Genomic DNA, 20294 nt, shown 5'->3' with positions numbered 1-20294 from the left:
GCTATCTGCTTTCTTATATTTGATAAAATAATCATATAAATAAAAGGAACTTCTAAGACTTCTAAATTTCAACTTACTTAAGAGATAAGTTTTTATAGAAAAACTAGACTATTTTTATTTATGAGAAAATAATTAAACTAGGTTATTTGAATTAAGCAAAACTTATCTTTTTTTGTATGAGTTTTAAGTCGTAAGTCAATAGTCTTTTATTTTTACAGATATAAAAAGTCAAAAAGTATTAAATGATTGACCATTGACGAAACAATGTGTCCACAATATGGTTAATCTAATAATTATATTTAATTAACTATTTATGAGAAGATGTGTTATGTGTTATGCTATTACTAAAAATAATTCACCGTTTTTACTATGATATCGTACTGAATAAATTGTATCTGCACATTTCAGAATTCGTTGTTAGAATCAGGATCAATGAGTTGATTCAACAAAGGCTGGTTCAAAAAACACGAAGCTTCAACGATAAATGGGTCTACTATTTATCTTTAGTCCCTAAAGTTGTGGAGAATTACTGGTATGAATAATATCTTGATAAAGCTATTTGTGCGATTGAATTAAATTATATGGATGAACAGATTAGTACGTGTTGCGATATATTGAAAATGTTTACTCAGTTTTAGCCGGAAAAATAAAGAAGTAGAAGAAACTAAACTATCTAGATTTAGACATGGTTAAAGATTCTTGTTTAAGAAACTTATATCGATAGATGCAGATAATTATTATTGATATCATAGTGGAAAACTTGGAAGCTAGAGAAAATAAGTATAACTTGGTGTATGCAGTCCTGCTATCTGCACCAAGATAATATCCTTGAAAAGTTGATGGCTCTCTTTTGAGCATTAAAAACTAATTTATATTTTGTGAGGGTGATTTGCATGGAGAAAATAAAAAATTGTAGCGAAGAAAATGCAAAGTATATACACAGACGTTTACAAGAGTACAATAGTCAATATATTACGGATTGTGAAGATCTGTCTTACTGCATTGAAAATGAAAATGGAGAATGCATTGCTGGAATTGTTGCATCAAGAGATTTAGACTGTATTACTATTGACTACTTGTTTGTGGATGATGCATATCGAGAAAAAGGATATGGGTCAAAGTTATTAACTTACCTTGAAATGCAAGCTGTGCGTATGTCTGCAAAAAGAATTATTTTAAATACATTTAGTTTTCAAGCACCGGACTTTTATGAGAAACATGGTTATGAATTATTTGGAAAAATCGAACCATGTTTTGGTGACTATGGACAATATTTTTTCAAAAAAGAGTTGTAATAAAAGGTTAGGAGAATAATATTTTATAGAAGTAATATCCTATACAGAGGGGTATATTTGATTTATTCGGAAGTTTAGCAGTTTACTTAGGGATAAGCGTATCTATGTTTTGAGGGATATAATTTATGAATGATAATACAGAAAATCTCGATATTTATGAGGTGGTAAAGAAGGTTGCTGCCAAGGTGTATATTTAACGAATTATATAGGAGATTCTTTATTATTTTTTTAATTTGGAGGAAAAGACAAAATGGCTAATGAGATAGTAGATAAATGCTGTTGTGATGACAAAACAGCATTAACTTATGAAGTAAAGGATAATGATTTATGTCCAGTATGTAAAGAATCCGGAATAAAAGTAGAAAATTTTACTGTTAAGCATTTAGTGATGGATACTCTAGTAGAATTAGTTAATGATACAGATTATTATTTATGTATGAATGAAGAATGTGATATTGTTTACTATGACAAGAAGACAGGAGTTAATTTCAATAGACAACAAGTGAAAGTTCCTATATGGTTCAAAAAAGAGGCCAATCCTAAATATGTTTGCTACTGTAGTAAAGTGACAGAAGAACAAGTTATAAATGCTATCTTAATAGATGGTGCTAATAATATGAAAGATGTTTTGAAACTTACTGGAGCAATGAAAAATGCTCAATGTCAGAAGAATAATCCATTAGGTAAATGTTGTCATCAAATAATTCAAGATGCAATAGATAAAGGACTATCTATGAAATAATCATAACTTTATTATGTTACATTCCTTTTTAGTTTAACTATTATTAAAGCTCATTTATGGGTTTTTTTGTTATGACGTAAAAGTCAATGAAGCTTTTATATTTCTGTAAATGTAAGAATTAAAATGAGAAAAATAATTTTAAAAAATCCTTTATTATTTCTCTCGGTGTTATAAATTCGTTTACCAAGTTAATAACGACACTATACAGGATTATATGAAAAAAATAGGACATGTTCTTTATTTATTAATTGGCGAGATTATTATTGCAAGTCATATCAAGTATTTAATTATAGCGAATGATATAATAATTATAAAAGGAGGGATTATCGTTGCCTGTAAAAACGATAAAGATTATGATTGATTGGATTGAAAATAATATTATGGAGAATCCAACATTAGTAGACTTGTCTAATCACGTTGGATATTCCTCTTTTTATTGTTCTGCTAAATTCCACGAAAATATTGGAATTACATTTAAACAATATATATCGAAACGCAAATTAAGTCTTGCTGCAATAGAAGTAAGAGATACACAATACAAATTATTGGAAATTGCATTAAAATACGGATATTCGTCTCATGAAGCTTTTACAAGAGCCTTTGTGAATGCTTTTGGGTGTACTCCCTATCAATGTCGAAAGCAGATGACCACCCTTCAATTATATATGAAACCTAATGTTTTTCCGTCCCATCAAAGCGAATGTCTTAGTCCTTGAGATAAATAATTAACAATAAAAGGAGGAAGCGAAGTGCTCAATAAATTGGGAAGAAATGATTTATGCTGGTGTGGGAGCCAAAAAAATATAAGAAGTGTCATGCAGAGTTTGATGACAAAATTAAATTATATAAGTTACAAGGACATATTGTCCCGTCAAGAAATCTGATTAAGACTACGGAGCAGATTGCAGGAATACGTGAGAGTGGCAAGATAAATACTGCTGTTTTAGATAGTTTAGCAGAGTATATACAAGCAGGTATTACGACAGAGGATATTGATCAGCTCGTTTATCATAAAACAAAAGAACTCGGTGGGATACCTGCACAGCTTGGATATAAAGACTTTCCTAAGAGTGTATGTACATCTATAAATGATCAGGTATGTCACGGAATACCTTCCAAAGATGTAGTATTACGTGACGGGGATATTATCAATGTAGATGTTTCAACGATATACAAAGGATATTTTTCTGATTCCTCCAGAATGTTCTGTATTTGGGATGTGGATGAAGAAAAACAAAAACTAGTTCGTGTCGTGCGAGAATGTGTCAATTTAGGATTAGAACAAGTAAAGCCTTGGAAATTCCTTGGAGATATGGGGCAAGCGGTACATGAACATGCTGTAAAGAACGGTTACTCTGTAGTAAAGGAAATTGGCGGACATGGAATCGGATTAGAATTCCATGAAGATCCCTGGGTGAGCTACGTTTCAAAGGCGAAAACAGAAATGCTGATGGTTCCGGGGATGATATTTACTATAGAGCCGATGGTGAATATTGGGACTGATGAAGTATTTTTAGATGAAGAAAATGGTTGGACCATTTATACAGTAGATGGTAAACCATCTGCACAATGTGAAGTTATGGTACTAGTAACGGACGACGGACATGAGATTCTAGCATATTAATTTATTTGTTTAAGTGAATATAAAAGAGCTTTTTAACTCCTTAAGACAAATTTACGGAGACAGGAGCATAAAAAAGTCTGTTTGACAATTCGACATTGATAGGAAGGTTGTGTTCCTCGTAATTAACCTCATTATAGTGATATTTTTCTTTGTTAAATTTGGTATAGATTATTTTTATTATCGAAAGTATGGTTAGTTCGAATGTGTAGCTCTAGCTACTTTGTTTCCTGTTTTGTATTTACCATGATGTAGTTACGCTGTATATCTGGTAAATCTTCGGTATATAGCAAACGGAAGAAAGGAAAGTAGGGCAACAATGATTTCTCTGATTCCAATTCTATAGAATTTTGTTGATAAATTTACTCTATTGACTCGTAGAGTTATTGTTTATTATCTATGACTAATTCTATTTTAAATTTAAACAAAATTTAAAATGATGGTTTGTCATTCCTTGATTAAGGTAAAATTCATGACTAGATATTCTTTTTTGATTACAACATACTTCAAGCTGTGAGCAGTTATTATTTTGAGAAATCTCTTTGGCTTTATCAAAAAGCAACTTTCCAATACCTTTACCTCTAAAGTCTAGCGAAACAATCAATTCTTGAATCTCAGCTATTTTTGCCGCGTGATGAAGTAACATTTGAATATGAATACTAATAAACCCTATAATTTTTTTATTATTAATAATAACATAATAATTCACATGCATATTGTTCAAATTATTCAAAAACACTTCAGCGAAGGCATCTCTTGGTAGCTGTTCACCCTCTAATTCAGAAATTAAGTCATAAATCAAATTTATATCATTTCTTTCAGCTAAGCGAATTTCATACATTTTTAAAACCTCCCATTATATGAATATACTGACCAATCAGAGCTATAACCAGCTAACATTGCAAAAAAATTGTGTTGTGTTTTTTATCCTTACTATCAATATTTAAAATTATTTATATAGTTGAATGATTTCAGCAGCTTTTGCTTTAATTTCATTAACTGCTTCAACAGGCTTTATTATTCTTATATTTTTTCCATACGCAAAAGCAAATTCAATGCCTAGCCAAATATCCTCAAAAGCTATATCTAAGTAAATTTTATCGTCTCTTACAACTTCTTTACTTATAGTGATAAATTTTCTTTCTTTTATATGATTTATAATCGAAGGGTCAACGATAAAAGTGAACGTATATTTAAGAATTCGAGATTTATAATTGCTGGTAGATGACTTCCAATAAGCTTCTAAGTTAAAATTACTTGTTCTATAGAAGTGTTCGTTTTTCAAAAAGGCACTTTCTATTGAACTTACTTTATATATTTTAATTATTTCAGTATCCATTGCAATCAAATACCAGATACCCCTTTTACATATCAAGCCCAGTGGATTTAGGATTACTTCTTTTGTTTCGTTTGTCTTTCTATATACTATCTTGATTATATTGCTGTTCCAGATGGCATTCTGTAATAAAGAAAGAATATCTTTATTTATAATTGCAGGGTTCTCATTCCAAGTATGCATATCTATATAAATATAGTTTTGAATATTTTCAACTTCCTTAATTTGATTTGGAGCAGAACTTCCTAAAAGTTTAAGTATTGTAGAGTATTTGAGTTTTTCAAATCCTAAATCTTCTAAAACTTTATCTCCAGTTGGAAGAAATAAAGAGTAAATTTCATCATTATTTATTCCACTTAAAGAAGTTTTGTAATCTCCTAGCAGTTTTATTCCTCCATTTGTTCCTCTATCAGCGAATATAGGTACTCCAACACTGCTTAAAGCTTCAATATCTCTATAAATAGTTCTGACAGAGACCTCTAACTTTTGAGCTAATTCATTAGCCGTTAGTTTTTTATGCATCTGTAATAACATTAATATAGAAATTAATCTATCTGCTTTCATAATATCTCCTTTCTAATATGACATAGGATGTCAACTATTATAAATTATAATGTATTTAATATCAAATAATAGTAATTATATTGATATGACATTGGTTAACTAAAAGGAGGTTCTATGATGAGTAGAAAAATTATAATGAATTTGGCAATGAGTATTGACGGCTTTATAGCTGATGAAGATGGTGGTTTTGATTGGATTGTTGGTGATGGAGATGACAAACTTAATACTGAAAAACAATGGAGTTATGAGAAATTTTTAGATAGAATTGATACAGTTGTTATGGGGAAAAACTGCTATGACCAAAAATTACACGAGGAATTTAAAGAAAAAACTGTATTTGTTGCTACTTCTAAATCTTTAGATAACTACGAAAATATTTATTTTATTAACGATGATATTTGTAAAGTTATTCTTGATGAAAAGAAGAAAGAGGGTAAAGACATTTTCTTATTTGGTGGTGGCATTCTTATAGATAGCTTTATCAAAGCAGGCGTAATTGATGAATTTATTATAGGTATTATCCCAACTATTTTAGGAAAAGGAAGGCCATTATTTCTTGAAAATAATCCTACTATAAAATTAAAACTTGAAGAATATTATGTTGATAACGGAATTATAATCCTACGTTACAAAAAACGTTAATTCCTAGTTAAGAGCATTCAATATCTATTTTGATGGCTTAAAAAATAATTTTGCAAGTTGCTTAAAACTGTGGTAATAAAAAAGATATATCTTAGGGCAATGGTATTAGACTTAGTTTTGTAAATTTGTATTTTGAGAGAACTCATTAGCTGACAATTTCTTTGAACCTATCTCAGGAAATACCGCTTAGCTTATAGATATAATTTATCTTCTAAAAGATTTTGCTTAAAAACAAATCTATAATTGATCGATATTTGCCAAACAGAAATTTATATTTTCTTTTACAACTTTATAATAACTTTATGATATATTGTAAATGAGGTGAGAAGATTGGCGAATATCTTGATCGTAGAGGATGAATTGTTCATCAATGAGTTAATTAAAAAAAATATGAGCTTAGTTGGACATAAATGTATTTCAGCCTTTGATGGAAGAGAGGCTCTGGCTTTTATTGATCAGCATTCATTTGATTTGATCTTATTGGACGTAATGCTTCCAGGACTTGATGGATTTGATGTTTTTGAAAGAATAGATGGAATTCCTACTATCTTTCTCACAGCAAAGAATAGTTTGACTGATCGTGTGAAAGGCTTAAATATGGGAGCAGATGATTATTTAACAAAGCCTTTTGAAATGATAGAGCTTTTAGCACGTGTAGATGCAGTGCTTCGACGAACAAGAAAAGAAAACGAAAGTTTTGAATTGGACAATGTGAAGATTCAGTTTGACAGTCGACAGATATTTGTAGATGATAAAATTATAGAATGTACACCAAGAGAATATGAACTATTAGAGGTGCTTGTTAAGAATAGGAATATCGCATTATCAAGAGAAAAACTCTTAGAGCTTGCATGGGGATACGACTATGATGGTGATACCAGAACGGTTGATGTACACATTCAGAGGTTACGAAAAAAATTAGGACTGGAAAAGCATATCAAGACTGTATACAAGCTAGGATATCGGCTAGAGGTGCAAGCATGAAGTTAAGAACATATTTTATGACACTGCTACTGTTTCTTTTGTTCTTTAATGGAAGCATTCTGTTAATCTCTTTCGTTAATTTGAATAGTAATTTGAACAGTATCAGAGAACGCTGCCTAGGAGAACATTATTTTATTGCGACTACTTATGCCAAAGACTTAAATGCAGTAGAAAATAGAGGAACAGAGGCAGAAAGTGCAATGGAATTACTTTTTCAATCCTATGTTAGCTATTATGGAAAGAAAAATTTATTTTTAGAAATATCTAAGAAAGGACAGACACTTTATTCTAGCATACCCATGGAGAAGACATTTTCTAGTAAAAAGGAAAGTCCGATAGCAGGAAATAGAATTCTGTCAACAGTAAAGTTAAAGGAAAAAGAGTATATTAGTGTAGCTGGAACGCTTCCCGCTCCTTATGATGAATATACGCTAACCTATCTTTACGATTTATCAGAAAATATTGCTTCATGGAACAAAGTTACAAGCATTTTATATACTGTTGGAATCATACTTTCTTTTTTACTTGCATTTTGTTTAATTTTATTACTTAACTATATTTTCAAACCATTGAAACAAATTTCAATCGCTTCGCAGAAAATAGCTAAAGGAGAATATGAAAATCGAATTCCGATAATAGGCAACGATGAACTTTCAGAAATGGCTCAAAGTTTCAACGATATGGCAGAGGAAATTCAGAACCAAATGCTAGAGCTTGCAAGGTCAGCTGAGCAAAAACAGTGTTTTATTGATAATTTTGCTCATGAACTGCGCACTCCCTTGACGACTATTTATGGATATGCGGAATATATTCAGAAAGCAGTTATTACAGAAGAAGAAAAGCTATCAGCGACTGACTATATTATGTCAGAAAGTCGTCGACTTCAGAATTTGGCATATCGTTTATTAGATCTTGCTATGCTACGCAATGATGAGATCACGTTTACCAAGGTTAGCGTACCAGAGCTTTTTCATAACACAGTGGAAAAGTTGCATAAAAAAGCGTCGGAAAAACAGGTAAAGTTGGAATATAACTATCAGTTTGACAGCTTGGCAGGTGACTGTGAATTGTTAAAATGTATGTTAGTCAATCTGGTGGATAATGGGATAAAAGCTTGCAAGACTGGTGATATAGTGAAGTTAGATGCTTTTTATGAAGACGACAGAAAAACAGTTATAGTAGAGGACAATGGTAGAGGAATGACAGAAGAACAAATGAGTCATATTACAGAGGCATTTTATCGTGTAGATAAATCACGTAACTGTGCAGAGGGTGGTGCTGGTTTAGGACTGGCCTTATGTGAGCAGATTGCTACCTGCCATGGTGCTAAGATCTCATTTTCTTCTCAACCTAATCAAGGTACTACGGTAAAAATAACTTTTACAACTTTTCAATAAGTTGATGATAGTTTGATAATCATGATGGATTATCCTAGTAATGTGATCACAAATATTAAAGATTAAAGGAGAGAGTAAAATGATTAAAGGTAGTAATCTGAAAAAAGTAGTAATAGGAACAGTTGCAGCAATTGGTACTTGTACACTGTCTTTCAGTGGGTTGACACAATCAGTAAAAGCTGAGGTAGTTAACAAAACAAAAATTATTCCGACTGCGTATTCATCGTCAGTTAGTAAGGTAAAAAAATCTGTTGTACCATTAGGTTATGTAAAAGCAACATATAATGTAGAGATTGGAGAGTATTCTGAAAAACCAACTGCGAAGGATATGTCTGCAGAAGAGGCTGCTGAACTTGGAGCTCAAAATCTTTGGAAAATTTTTGGAGTGGATTTGAGTGGCAAAACAATCGAGATGACTTACAGTGCAGCAACATCTGATCAACCTCGTGCACAATGGGAAGGTATTATTACTATTGACGAAAACCTTTTATATTCATTTACTGTAGACTCTGTAACAGGCGAGCATCGTAGTACAAGTCAGTCAAGATATTGGACTGGAAACATCAATGTTGGTATGGATATGGATCTTGTAAAAGATTCATCAAAATACATAGCTCTTGCCAAAGAAGCGGCTAAAAAGTATCAGCTTGTATCTGGTCAAGTAGTATCTGCAGAATATTCGTCACAGAGTTATATTAGTAATGATATTGGCAAAAATCCTGGTATCTCTATAATAGTAAAGTCTGATAACGGGCAAGAAGCTCAATTAACTTTTTCAAGATATAATCAGGAATTACTTAGTGTAGAATTTGATAGTTGGGTGAAAGAGGCGAAAATTTTAGAAGAGAAGATTGAAAAAGAATTGCGTGAAAAAGCAGCTAATCATATTGATGAAACTGAACAACAAGATACAGGAAACTATATGTTAAAAAAATTAGAAGAAAAATAAAAAAACTATTCATATAGGCTTAGGGGCACACTATTACAATACAATAACTCATAGGTAAGAAAAAGTCTATTCTTTTTTCACATTTCACTTATAATTGTTAATGTTGAAATAAAACCATATAAGTGGGAGGAATAAAGATGAAGAAAATAAAAGTCCCGAATAAGCCATTCGGTCCATTTCCTACAGTAATTGTTGGGGCAGATGTCAATGGCAAACCCAACTATGCTACTCTTGGAGCATATGGTGTAGTGAGCATGAGACCAGTACTTTATATTTCATTGAAAAGTACCCATCATACAACTTTAGGAGTAAAGAAGAATGGATACTTTAGTGTAAATATACCATCATCAGATTTGGTTGAGAAAACACATTATTGTGGCATAGTATCTGGAAAGACAGTAGATAAGTCAAGTATATTCACAGCCTTTTATGATGAACTTGGGAAAGCTCCGATGATCAAAGAATGTCCATTGAACTATCTTTGTAAAGTTATTAGGATTATTCCTATATTTGATTTTGAAATGTTTTTAGGTGAAATAGTTGCTGTATATGTGAATGAACAATGTATGACTGAACAGAAACTTGATCCTATAAAAATAAATCCAATGATTATGATGGAAAGTAGTTACTGTGATTTGGATCAATCAATAGGTACTATATTTAAATCAGGTTTGGAACTATTAAATGAATAATTAATTAAAGGCTATCTATTCTTAGATAGCCATTTTTTATACTAATTTATATTGCCCTAAGGATAAGTAATATCAATAATCTTGAAAAGAATAATATTATAGTAAAACTAACTGGTAACGAAAAACATTAATCTAAATAAAAGTATGGTTATTTATAATGAGCTAATAAATACTCTAGGAAATAAAATACTAAATACAAAAAGTATAGCTCAAAATATAAGTACTAAAAAGATGAATAAAGAAAGAATTATTGTATTTTCTCATAATTACTATTTTTTAGATAAGCTTTTCGATGTGATTTATTAGACTAAAAATAATAAAATAAGCCGTTATGAAGGAAACTATAGTTTTGCTAAAGAAAAAAGTCTACAAAAAATGAGACGGAATTAGATCATGGAAAAATCGTTAAGAGATTTTATAAATGTAATTTACAGTAATAAAAGAAATATTGTAAACGTATATATCTACAATACTTCTTCATTAATAAGAAAAATACAGGATTTATAAAGTTATTCTGATAATTATTGAAAGCGAAAAAGAAGGGTATAATAGAACAAAATTGATATTATTAGAGAGGATGATTTTATAATGAATTTATTTGATTTTAAAGACAGAGTAACAGTAATAACAGGTGCATCTAGCGGATTAGGTGCCGATGCAGCAAGAGCATTTGCGGAACATGGGGCAGACGTAGTAATTATGGCTCGTAGAAAAGAGAAATTAGATACATTGGCAGAGGAGATAAATGCAAAGGGTAAGGGAAAGGCATTTGCTGTACAATGCGATGTATCTAATGAAGAAAGTGTTAAAAATGCAGTTGATAGCGTAAAAGAACGTTATGGAAAGATAGATATCTTACTTAATAATGCAGGAATTGCAACTGGAGGTACTATAGAAACTTTAAGCGATGAAGAGTGGGATAAAGCAATCAATGTGAACCTTAAAGGAATCATATATATGAGTAAATACGTTGTACCTATTATGAAAGAAAAGAATTATGGAAGAATTATTAATATAGCATCCATTAATGCACTTTTTGCAGATAAACCAATGGCATTATGGAGACATCCTTATAATATGACAAAAGCTGGGGTAATTGGTCTTACAAGAGGTATGGCAGCATCTTATACACAGTTTGGGATTACAACAAATGCAATATGTCCAGGATTATTTGAGTCTGAAATGACGGCTAATACACTATTTAAAACAGAGGAGTTTATGAAAATGTATAATGGATTGTGTCCGGCATCTAGACCAGGATCTAGAGGAGAATTAAATGCACCAATACTATTTTTTGCTTCAGAAGGTGCAGGATACGTAAGTGGACAGTACTTATTAGTTGATGGTGGATTTTCAATAGTATAATACAAATGAAAAATGATTGAAGCTTATTTAATATATAAGTTAATTATGTAGTAAAAATATGTTCACAGTATTTTTGATGATTGTTAAATTTACTAACTTTATAAGATTTTATAGCTTTAACATAAATAACGATTATTTTAAAGATAAAGAGCGAATTAATGAAATAAGGATAAGATTATCAAATTGATATGGTGCAGGTGAATATGTAGATAAATATTAAGTATCTTATAATTAAATAACTAGTAAAAAATACAAGCTATTAAACAAAGTTTAATAGCTTGTATTTTTTACAAAGGCGTATATAGGATTTAGGCAAGTTCATAATTATGTTAAAATTGGTTATTAAATTAGTAATATTAGTCTGATATATGGTAGAATTAAGAAGAAAAAACAATCGTGATGATTATAGTAAATTATATAGTATTAAATATAAGGAGATGATAATATGAAAAATGATTTAAATAAGTTCTTAAATACATTATTCATAATACTGTGTTTAATACTATGTTCTATATATATTTACCTTAAACTTTTTACTAATATTAGAACCAAAGAGTTATCAATGTATATAATTATGTTCTTTACGTCAGGAAATATTTTTTTAAGTATTTTTAAAACATGGCATGAAAATAAAAATAGACTTAATTTTGTTTTATTTTCGTGTGAAATATTAGTTGTGTTGTCACCTACATTGTTAATAACATCTTATTTCTATAATATATTAGTTAGTGAAATTATTTGAATTAGATAGTAAATTAATTTAGATTAGTATAAAAAATAAGTAAGACTTGAGAACTCTATAAACAAAGATTATTTTGTGAGGTGGATAGATATGTGTACAAGCTTTACTGTAAGGGGAAATAAGACAATAGTGGGTATGAATTTTGACAGCGGAGATATAGATTATAAAATTGTCCTTAAAAATAACAATGAGTTTGTAATTATGGTAAATGTCAAAGGAAAATATTTTACTTCATTCGGAATAAATTCAAGTGGTACGTTTGTCAATGATCTAATGGTAGATTCAAATGGTAAAGGCAGCTATAAGAGACAGAGTAAAAATAGATGGATTACTACAACATTAATAGAAAATGTTTTATCTGAGAAAATCGAAATAAATAATTTGAAAAACATTTTAAGTGAAATTGAAATCGTTAATTCACCATTTACTAGTACACATAATATGATTGTTGATAAGCAAGGAAATGTTACAATTGTAGAACCAGGACGAAAAATACTACATAATAAATGTGATGAATCACCATTTTACATAATGACTAATTTTGCCTTATCTGATTTTGAAGATAAAAAAATTGATGAAGTAGAAGGTATAGGTGCTGATAGATATAAAAAGACTCATCAATTGCTATTAAATCTTGAAATCAATGATAGTATAGAATCCTGTTTTAATATCTTGGAAAAAGTAAAGCAGGATACTGGCAAATTTGCGACTAACTTTTCTATAGTAGCATTACCACAAGATAAGTTGGTATTTTTTTCGATAAAGGGAGATTTTGAAAAACGATATGTTTTTTCTTTTGAAGATTTAAAAATTAAGACTGATAAAGGTTTTGATGAGATAAAAGAATTGTCTTTGCCGTCAACTGGAATAACTCTTAATGATATCCAAAGTAATTTGGGATAAAGTCCACTTTCTTATAGTATTCGGCAATGTGTTTTTATTCTAAGAACATTATGAATTTGAAAATATTAGATTAGGACGTCATCAATAGGTCAATAGTTCTCGTATCTAGCTGTAACTTTATGATATGTTTCTCAAAATGAGCAGTTAAGTAGTATTAAATATACATTGAAATTTAAAAATTAATTATACATAAGAGGAGGTCAATTACTTTGGAATATAGATTACTTAAAAGATCAGAACTTTCATTATTGAGTGAAATTGATAGAAAAGAAATTGTAAGTGAAGTTTATTATTTCAGAAATAATAAACTTGAACTAGTAAATGAATTTTATAATATTGAAGGTTGGGATTTAAAAGAGCTTCATGATTATATTAATAGATTGCAAGATATATATGATAGAAATGGAAGTATATATGGTGCATTTGATGGTGAAAGAATTGTAGGATTAGGAGCTTTGGAAAGTAAACTTATTGGTAGAAATAATGATCAGCTTAAACTTGATATGCTATACATAAGTAGCGATTATCGTAAAAGAGGTATAGGTAAAAATTTAGTCAATTTATTATCTAAAAAAGCAAAAGAAGTAGGCGCTAAAAGCTTATATATATCAGCTACACCCTTTAAAAATACAATAGATTTTTATTTTGCTATAGGGGCAAAAGTAACGAATGAGATAAATAAAGAATTATATGAATTGGAGCCTTATGATATTCATATGATTTTGGAACTATAACTAAATATTTTTAAAAAGGAAAATTTAACTTGATATAACTATTAAGTATGATAAAACATTAGCAACATATTTGAGTACTCTTATTAAAACTGGGGTTGAGATAATAGGAGTTGTCAAATCAGAATCTGCAGAGAACTTATTACAAACTATTACTGAAATATCAAATGAACTGCGTCGTCCTATGATGTTAATTGTATCAGAAAGAAAAAATAATATATATAATTCAAAGAAAAAGCTTAAGACTATGATTTGTTTTAAGGCTTTTTTCCTTCTACTTCCAAAATTGATAATTAAGTTAAACAAAAGCATCCTAATATAAAGATTAGGATGCTTTTGTTTTTTAAATGAAGTATATAGATTTTTAATAAATACTAAAGTTGTATTCTATTTATTTAAAATTAATATCCTTTTAGTTATTTGTTGTATTATTTATTTCTTTGTTCCATCTTTCAATCCATCTATCCATGGACTTATTAACGTATTTTAGGTCTACGCTTTTTAGATTTTTTATGATTTCCTTACCATACACAATATCTTTAGCTTGTTCTTCAGTTAGTTTTACATCTTTATTGACAGGAGATTCTACCTTATCAACAGCTTGAGCTTTTTGAACATCTTCACTTAATAGCCAATTTATAAACTCTTCTGCTAATTCCTTATTTTTTGTTCCTTTTACTATGTTTACTGTTTCCAATAAAGCATATGATCCTTCTTTTGGATTTACCCATTTCGCGTTTGGAACATTTTCCTTTGTAAATTCTACTTCATAGCTATATGAATCCATAAGAGCAATATCCCCTAAAGAGAACATATTCATAGCCTCTGAAGTTTTTTCATGAAATTTCAATCCATTTTCAGTTAGTTCTTTTACCTTTTCAAAAGCTTTATCTTCATCTTTCTTTATATCTACTCCTGCTTGTTCTGCTGCAGCCATTAGAATAAATGGTCCTCCTGCAACAGTAATATCACTTAATGCAATCTTTCCTTTTAATTCTGGTTTCCATAAATCTCCCCATGATGTAATAGGTTCTTCAATCTTATCTGGATTGTATATTAGTCCATAACTGGATATAGCATATGCAGGTCCATAATCTTTTCCTAAAGGCTCTTTGGCTATATCATAAAGCTTATTTATGTTAGGTATATTTTCACGATTCATTTTTTCAAATAAGCCATCTTCTATAGCTTGCATAGCATAATAATCTGTGAAAAATGCTATATCAACTTTATCAGTGTCAGTTCTTAATTTCTTTATTCTTTCAGAGTTATTCCCAAGTTCAAGAACTATTTTAACATTATGTTTTTTTTCAAATGGATCAAAAATATTTTTTCTATACATATCTTCAAAAGAACCAAATGTTGATATAGTTAATGTCTTTCGTTCTTCGTTATTAACAGTTTGTTTATCTTTAGTTTGACATCCTGATAAACCTAGTGTTAAGACTAAAGAAGCTAAAATAATCGAACCTATTTTTTTCCCTAATTTTTTCATTTTATCCTCCTTATATTATTATATGTTTTTTATAGTTAATGAACTACTCATAGTACCATATATAGGTTACTATTCAAGTTAGCTCACTATACTTTATTAGTTATAACTAATAAGCTTATTTGTTAGTTCCAATATAATATATCATTGCATACTTAAAAAGAATGTCGAAACAAGTCATGTTTAATTTGATTTATATAAGTTAGGATTTGATACCTTGAACTACTTATTCTCAGAAATGTTGTTATATTAATATTCCTTGATTGATATTTTTATAAAAAATGAAAGATAAGTAATCAGAACAAAATGTTTTGCTTACTTTTTTCGAAAATTTTCATATATATACGTTGACATTAGGGTTAAACTATAGTTTAGAATGTAGTTAGAAATGGAAGTAAGCTTTATAAATCATACAAATACAATTAATAACTGATGCTGGAAGTAATCGATAGAATGGTGTTGTATCAATGCCATTCTAGAGAAGGAATTCTATCATGTGGGAGATGTAGAGAATTTTTAATATAGTTAATATCAATGATTGTTAAATGAATATTTTGCTATCAGGAGAGGTTATAAAAAATATACGATTTAATGACGACTGATTGGGAAAAATAATAAAGAGGATAGAAATATGATTGAAGAGTTAAGTCATATGACGTTTATAGTCAAAGACCTAAATAAAGCAACTTTGTTTTTTGAGACTATTTTTGATGCTGTTCAAGTATATGATAGCGGAGATAAAATATTTTCTTTGTCAAAGGAACGTTTTTTTTGATTGATAATATTTGGATTGCGATTATGGAAGGTGATTCTTTACTAGAAAAAACGTATAATCACATTGCATTTAAAGTATCAGAAAAGGATATTGATAAATACTTTGATCGCATTAAGAAATTAGGTGTAGAAATCAAAGAACCTAGACCTCGTGCTGAAGGAGAAGCTTATTCTATTTATTTCTATGATTATGATAATCATTTATTTGAACTTCATACTGGTACCTTAGATGAACGTTTAGAAAGATATAAAAAATAATGTAAATACAGTCATGTAACTAAAGCTTCAAAAAGGGCAGATATTTATTCAGTTTTAGGTCAAATTGGTGTAAATGAAAATGATATTACACCTAATTCATTTAGTAAGTAATTGATAAATACATCTAAAAATATAAAAAAATGTTAAAATCTCAAGGTTTAACAATTGAGAATGCTATTAAGGTGAATATCTAGTCTGTTAAAAAAAATGATATACCAGCATTAGGATAATATAAAAATCTAGGGATGTTTTTATTAGTACACTTCTAAAGTGATGAAATAAAAACGTCCCTAATGTCATATTGGTAACTAGTATTGTGAATTTTTAGATGCTTGCCACTCATATAAGTTAAAATCGGCTACTTGTTCACCTGTATCATGATCTTTAATACGAGTTAAATATGAAAATCCAGCTCGTTGATACAAATTATTTAGAACTGCTTGTTCTGCTAAACAATCTAGTCTTAATATTGCTTGAGGTTCAACACTTTCTTGCAGTTCTTGTAATAGATTAATTGCCATACCTTTTCCACAATACTTATCAGCGATAGCTAATCTATGAATATAATAAGTATTAGCTGTATTGTCATTACCCCATAGCTGTTTATCCCATTCACTTTGATTGTCATACACATAAACGATACCAGCTATCTCGGTTGTATTGTTATCTTGGTAGATATAAACTTCACCATTTTGAATTCGATCTTTAATTTCTACAAGTTTTTCCCCATTTAGCATACTAGACCATTGTTTCGATCCCAGCTTCTTAAGTCTATGAGCAGCTTGGATTATAACTTCATTGACTTTGTCTACTTCTGTTGCTTGGGCTTTTCTAAATATCATTACATTACCCCCCAATTTTTTTGGTATATATATATTAACATATCTGAAAGAGTAAGACTCAGTCATCTTAATCACTTTAATAGAAAATCTATATCGATTTTATAATTTTAACTATTTCAGAAGTAAGAACTATTGAAATGTAAAGGTAACTTATTCGTTTAATTAATATAAATGATAATTTATTGTAGAAGAAAAACTATATAAAGAAAGAAGATATAGTAATGAACGAACAGAAAGACTATATTTTACGAGATGGTTATAAATTAGAGTATTTAACTAAATAAAAAGTAAAATTATTATGATTACTAGTAGTGTTTTAGATACAGTATATTAAAAGGTAGTTCGTCTATCTTTTTCTATAACTAATTGATTGTTATAATAAGATAAGTATGTATATAGAGAAGGAGTACCATCGAAGGAAGAAATAATTAAAATGCGAAACGAACAAGAAAACTGGTTGAAGGAAACAGGGTGGTTGTAAGAAAGATATAATTAAGATAAGTATATGAGCAAGAAAATTTTTGCACATAATTACGAATATTTAGGAGGAATTAATTTGAAGTCTATTAATCAAAGTTTTACAGTAAAAGGGATAGACTATATTATCAGATGTGCGCGAAAAGAGGATTCAGATTTACTTTCTAGGATACGATATCAAATTGATGGAGAAACAGAAAATATGAATCGAGAACAAGGAGAAGATTTTCTAAGTGGAGAGGACTTTAAAACTATTATTACAAATGATTTAGATAGTACTAATAACCTGTTCCTGGTTGCTGAGTCTGATGGGGAACTTTTAGGGTTTTCAAGATGTGAAGGAAGCAATCTTAAAAGATTATCTCACCAAGTAGAGTTTGGAATCTGTGTTCTGAAAAAATATTGGGGTTACGCAATTGGGTACAATCTGATGAGAGAAACTATTAAATGGGCTGATAATCAAAATATCAGAAAAATTTCATTATCAGTATTAGAGACAAATAAAAAAGCGATTGAATTATATAAAAGTCAAGGATTTCAAATAGAAGGTATACTTAAAGAGGATAAGTTTCTTTCTGATGGTAAATACTATGACACAATTGTGATGGGACGCATAAATAAATGATAGATAGTAAGTTGTGGAATTAATCAAAAAGGAACTAGGACTGCAACTAATTTATCTTATCAACTTTATAGTATGGAAAGAGAACCTATTCCTAGAGTAGGAGATTATAGTGTAGTAATTGGTGTTGATGGAAAAGAAGAGTGTATTATTAAAACAACTAAGGTAAGTGTGGCAGAATTTTGTGAAGTTACTTTTAATCATACTTTTGGCGTTTTTCAAATTTGGTGAATAGGGAGTGTTTAAATGAAATTAAAAGTAGTTGTAGATAACAATACATACATTGACCAATATTATTATGGTGAACCTGCTGTTTGTTATTACATAGAGGATGATGATGCAAAAATTTTATTGGACGTTGGTTATTCTGATTTATTTATAAAAAATTCTGTAGCGTTTGGAATAGATTTAAGCCGGGTCAACATTATTGCTATTTCTCATGGACATAACGATCACACAGGAGGATTAGCATATTATTTTTCTAATAAAATCAAGAAAGATGTGACAGTTATTGCCCATCCGAATGCTTTTGATGAAAAAAGTCTTGGTGAAATGAAGATATCTTCCCCTATTGGGAAGGACTCACTTGCACAGAACTGTAATTTAAAATTATCAGCAAAACCTGTTCGTATTAGTAAAAATATTACCTTTTTGGGACAAATACCACAGTTAAACGATTTTGAAAACAGAAGTCCCATTGGAACAACATCTTTAAATAGTAAAACGTATGATGATTATGTAATGGACGATTCTGCTTTAGTATACCAAGGAAAAGATGGCTTGCACATTATTACAGGGTGTTCGCACAGTGGAATTTGTAATATAATTGAGTATGCAAAACAAGTATGTAACGATGACAAAGTTATCAGTATTATTGGAGGTTTTCACTTGTTTCAGCAAAGTGAGCGACTTGATGAAACCATAGCATATTTGAAGAAGAATCGTATAAAAGAGCTTTATCCATGCCATTGTACATCGTTTAGTGTTCGGGCAGAAATTCATAAATTTATTCCAATAAAAGAAGTGGGCGTTGGTTTAGAGCTTCACTGGTAGCTGATAATTAAAAGCGGTATATAGTCTGAATTAACTATCTGCTGTAAAAGTGGCACACTCTAGAAGTCTAAACATAGTAGATAGTATGCTAATTTACGTATGTAAGTTTGGTAGAACACATTTTCATAAAACCTTTAAGGGCGTAGCCACCTACGGCAGATGTGCATCGAAAAAAGAAACCTACTATGGATTTAAACTTCATACACTAAATACACTTGATAGATATTTAACTGACTATATATTAACCCCTTCAAATATAGATGATAGAGTTGCTTTATGAAATTTAACCGAAGGCAAAAATCAAATAAATACGGACTTTTCGGAGACCTACCACAGAAGTGCAACCAGTAAACATGTTCCTGTAGATTGCCTACGTGAAGACAGTTGTCTTGTTATAAAATATAATAAATAATGCTTAAAAACGGTATAGATATGGGTTTTTCGGAGATTTACCACTTGGGGTGTTAAGTGTGGCAGATCCGGGAGACCTTTTTTTGTTGGAAGAATGATCTGTGGAAACAGGTCTATCGCTTCATAATGTCTTATAAGGTAGCAATGAAGCAAAAATTCTCAGAAACTCTTTCAAAGAGATTTTTATTTAATCTACTTGTTGCAAAGTAGATATAAAAATGATTAATCTATAAATCTAAGAGGATATTAATAACAGCAACTGATATTCTAGTTTAAAATTTATCTTTAAAGGCCTGAGAATGCATGAGTACTGGGGTAAATATTCATAGCCAAAGTGAATAATACCTTGATTGTCTATAAAAACTCTCTATTTGATATTCCATTAGAAAGGTGGTATATTGG

The 20294-nt window shown here is 29.8% G+C and carries 21 protein-coding genes and 2 pseudogenes; 19 read left to right on the top strand and 4 right to left on the bottom strand.

Features of this window, described 5'->3' with window-relative positions; genetic code table 11:
* Positions 1-893 precede the first annotated feature (893 nt).
* From CLPU_RS05570 to CLPU_RS18330, 6 genes are all read left to right on the top strand, one after another.
* Positions 894-1295 carry a GNAT family N-acetyltransferase gene (locus CLPU_RS05570; protein ID WP_050354664.1) on the top strand — a complete coding sequence of 134 codons (402 nt, stop codon included), beginning with the start codon at positions 894-896 and terminating at the stop codon, positions 1293-1295.
* A 250-nt stretch (positions 1296-1545) separates the two neighbouring features.
* Complete coding sequence (locus CLPU_RS05565) at positions 1546-2037, top strand: Csac_0668 family 2Fe-2S cluster-binding (seleno)protein (RefSeq protein WP_050354663.1); 492 nt, start codon at positions 1546-1548, stop codon at positions 2035-2037.
* A 329-nt stretch (positions 2038-2366) separates the two neighbouring features.
* Positions 2367-2753, top strand: coding sequence for a helix-turn-helix transcriptional regulator (locus CLPU_RS05560; RefSeq protein WP_050354662.1), 387 nt, complete (start codon positions 2367-2369; stop codon positions 2751-2753).
* A gap of 33 nt (positions 2754-2786) precedes the next feature.
* The gene (locus tag CLPU_RS18195) at positions 2787-2921 is read left to right on the top strand and encodes an SEC-C metal-binding domain-containing protein (RefSeq protein WP_422717870.1); all 135 of its coding nucleotides are present in this window, start codon (positions 2787-2789) and stop codon (positions 2919-2921) included.
* Positions 2873-3661 carry a type I methionyl aminopeptidase gene (gene map, locus CLPU_RS05555; RefSeq protein ID WP_422717871.1) on the top strand — a complete coding sequence of 263 codons (789 nt, stop codon included), beginning with the start codon at positions 2873-2875 and terminating at the stop codon, positions 3659-3661. The genes CLPU_RS18195 and map overlap by 49 nt, the downstream gene beginning before the upstream one ends.
* A gap of 109 nt (positions 3662-3770) precedes the next feature.
* Positions 3771-3857 (top strand): hypothetical protein, encoded by an 87-nt coding sequence (locus CLPU_RS18330; protein WP_479691160.1) that lies wholly within the window; start codon positions 3771-3773, stop codon positions 3855-3857.
* 210 nt (positions 3858-4067) lie between these two features.
* On the opposite strand, the gene CLPU_RS05550 is transcribed toward CLPU_RS18330, so the two are convergent.
* Both CLPU_RS05550 and CLPU_RS05545 read right to left on the bottom strand, forming a co-directional pair.
* A complete protein-coding gene (locus tag CLPU_RS05550; RefSeq protein ID WP_050354661.1) occupies positions 4068-4499 on the bottom strand; it encodes a GNAT family N-acetyltransferase in 432 nt (143 codons plus the stop codon).
* 108 nt (positions 4500-4607) lie between these two features.
* A complete protein-coding gene (locus CLPU_RS05545; protein WP_050354660.1) occupies positions 4608-5558 on the bottom strand; it encodes a helix-turn-helix transcriptional regulator in 951 nt (316 codons plus the stop codon).
* A 117-nt stretch (positions 5559-5675) separates the two neighbouring features.
* Here CLPU_RS05545 and CLPU_RS05540 point away from each other — a divergent pair, with 117 nt between their 5' ends.
* The 8 genes from CLPU_RS05540 to CLPU_RS05500 all read left to right on the top strand — a co-directional run bounded on the left by CLPU_RS05540 (position 5676) and on the right by CLPU_RS05500 (position 13966).
* Positions 5676-6200, top strand: a complete 525-nt coding sequence (locus CLPU_RS05540) for a dihydrofolate reductase family protein (RefSeq protein ID WP_050354659.1) — start codon at positions 5676-5678, stop codon at positions 6198-6200.
* 330 nt (positions 6201-6530) lie between these two features.
* The gene (locus CLPU_RS05535; protein WP_050354658.1) at positions 6531-7184 is read left to right on the top strand and encodes a response regulator transcription factor; all 654 of its coding nucleotides are present in this window, start codon (positions 6531-6533) and stop codon (positions 7182-7184) included.
* Positions 7181-8581, top strand: a complete 1401-nt coding sequence (locus tag CLPU_RS05530; protein WP_050354657.1) for a sensor histidine kinase — start codon at positions 7181-7183, stop codon at positions 8579-8581. The genes CLPU_RS05535 and CLPU_RS05530 overlap by 4 nt, the downstream gene beginning before the upstream one ends.
* Before the next feature lie 79 nt (positions 8582-8660).
* Positions 8661-9530, top strand: a complete 870-nt coding sequence (locus tag CLPU_RS05525; protein WP_050354656.1) for a hypothetical protein — start codon at positions 8661-8663, stop codon at positions 9528-9530.
* A gap of 137 nt (positions 9531-9667) precedes the next feature.
* A complete protein-coding gene (locus tag CLPU_RS05520; protein WP_050354655.1) occupies positions 9668-10222 on the top strand; it encodes a flavin reductase family protein in 555 nt (184 codons plus the stop codon).
* 588 nt (positions 10223-10810) lie between these two features.
* Positions 10811-11587 carry an SDR family NAD(P)-dependent oxidoreductase gene (locus CLPU_RS05515; RefSeq protein ID WP_050354654.1) on the top strand — a complete coding sequence of 259 codons (777 nt, stop codon included), beginning with the start codon at positions 10811-10813 and terminating at the stop codon, positions 11585-11587.
* 832 nt (positions 11588-12419) lie between these two features.
* The gene (locus tag CLPU_RS05505; RefSeq protein ID WP_050354652.1) at positions 12420-13232 is read left to right on the top strand and encodes a hypothetical protein; all 813 of its coding nucleotides are present in this window, start codon (positions 12420-12422) and stop codon (positions 13230-13232) included.
* Between the two features lie 209 nt (positions 13233-13441).
* Complete coding sequence (locus CLPU_RS05500) at positions 13442-13966, top strand: GNAT family N-acetyltransferase (protein ID WP_050354651.1); 525 nt, start codon at positions 13442-13444, stop codon at positions 13964-13966.
* 409 nt (positions 13967-14375) lie between these two features.
* Here CLPU_RS05500 and CLPU_RS05495 read toward each other — a convergent pair whose 3' ends face one another.
* Entirely contained in the window at positions 14376-15458 is a 1083-nt protein-coding gene (locus CLPU_RS05495) for an ABC transporter substrate-binding protein (protein WP_050354650.1), read from the bottom strand.
* Between the two features lie 628 nt (positions 15459-16086).
* On the opposite strand from CLPU_RS05495, the pseudogene fosX reads away from it, so the two are divergent.
* A pseudogene (gene fosX / locus CLPU_RS05490) lies at positions 16087-16487 on the top strand (FosX/FosE/FosI family fosfomycin resistance hydrolase).
* 308 nt (positions 16488-16795) lie between these two features.
* On the opposite strand, the gene CLPU_RS05485 reads toward fosX, so the two are convergent.
* The gene (locus CLPU_RS05485; protein ID WP_082154094.1) at positions 16796-17395 is read right to left on the bottom strand and encodes a GNAT family N-acetyltransferase; all 600 of its coding nucleotides are present in this window, start codon (positions 17393-17395) and stop codon (positions 16796-16798) included.
* 490 nt (positions 17396-17885) lie between these two features.
* On the opposite strand from CLPU_RS05485, the gene CLPU_RS05480 reads away from it, so the two are divergent.
* From CLPU_RS05480 to CLPU_RS16580, 4 genes and pseudogenes are all read left to right on the top strand, one after another.
* The gene (locus CLPU_RS05480; RefSeq protein WP_050354648.1) at positions 17886-18431 is read left to right on the top strand and encodes a GNAT family N-acetyltransferase; all 546 of its coding nucleotides are present in this window, start codon (positions 17886-17888) and stop codon (positions 18429-18431) included.
* Positions 18432-18434: 3 nt separating this feature from the next.
* Positions 18435-18659: an ASCH domain-containing protein gene (locus CLPU_RS16585; RefSeq protein WP_321169968.1), complete on the top strand. Its 225-nt coding sequence runs from the start codon at positions 18435-18437 to the stop codon at positions 18657-18659.
* A gap of 15 nt (positions 18660-18674) precedes the next feature.
* Entirely contained in the window at positions 18675-19481 is an 807-nt protein-coding gene (locus CLPU_RS05475) for an MBL fold metallo-hydrolase (RefSeq protein WP_050354647.1), read from the top strand.
* Between the two features lie 67 nt (positions 19482-19548).
* A pseudogene (locus CLPU_RS16580) lies at positions 19549-19758 on the top strand (transposase); the annotation flags it as partial.
* Between the last annotated feature and the right edge of the window lie 536 nt (positions 19759-20294).

Source organism: Gottschalkia purinilytica (assembly GCF_001190785.1).
In the GTDB taxonomy this organism is placed as follows: Bacteria; Bacillota; Clostridia; order Tissierellales; family Gottschalkiaceae; genus Gottschalkia_A; species Gottschalkia_A purinilytica.
The sequence above is the reverse complement of the archived record's forward strand: the minus strand, read 5'-3'. Positions and strand labels throughout refer to the sequence as shown.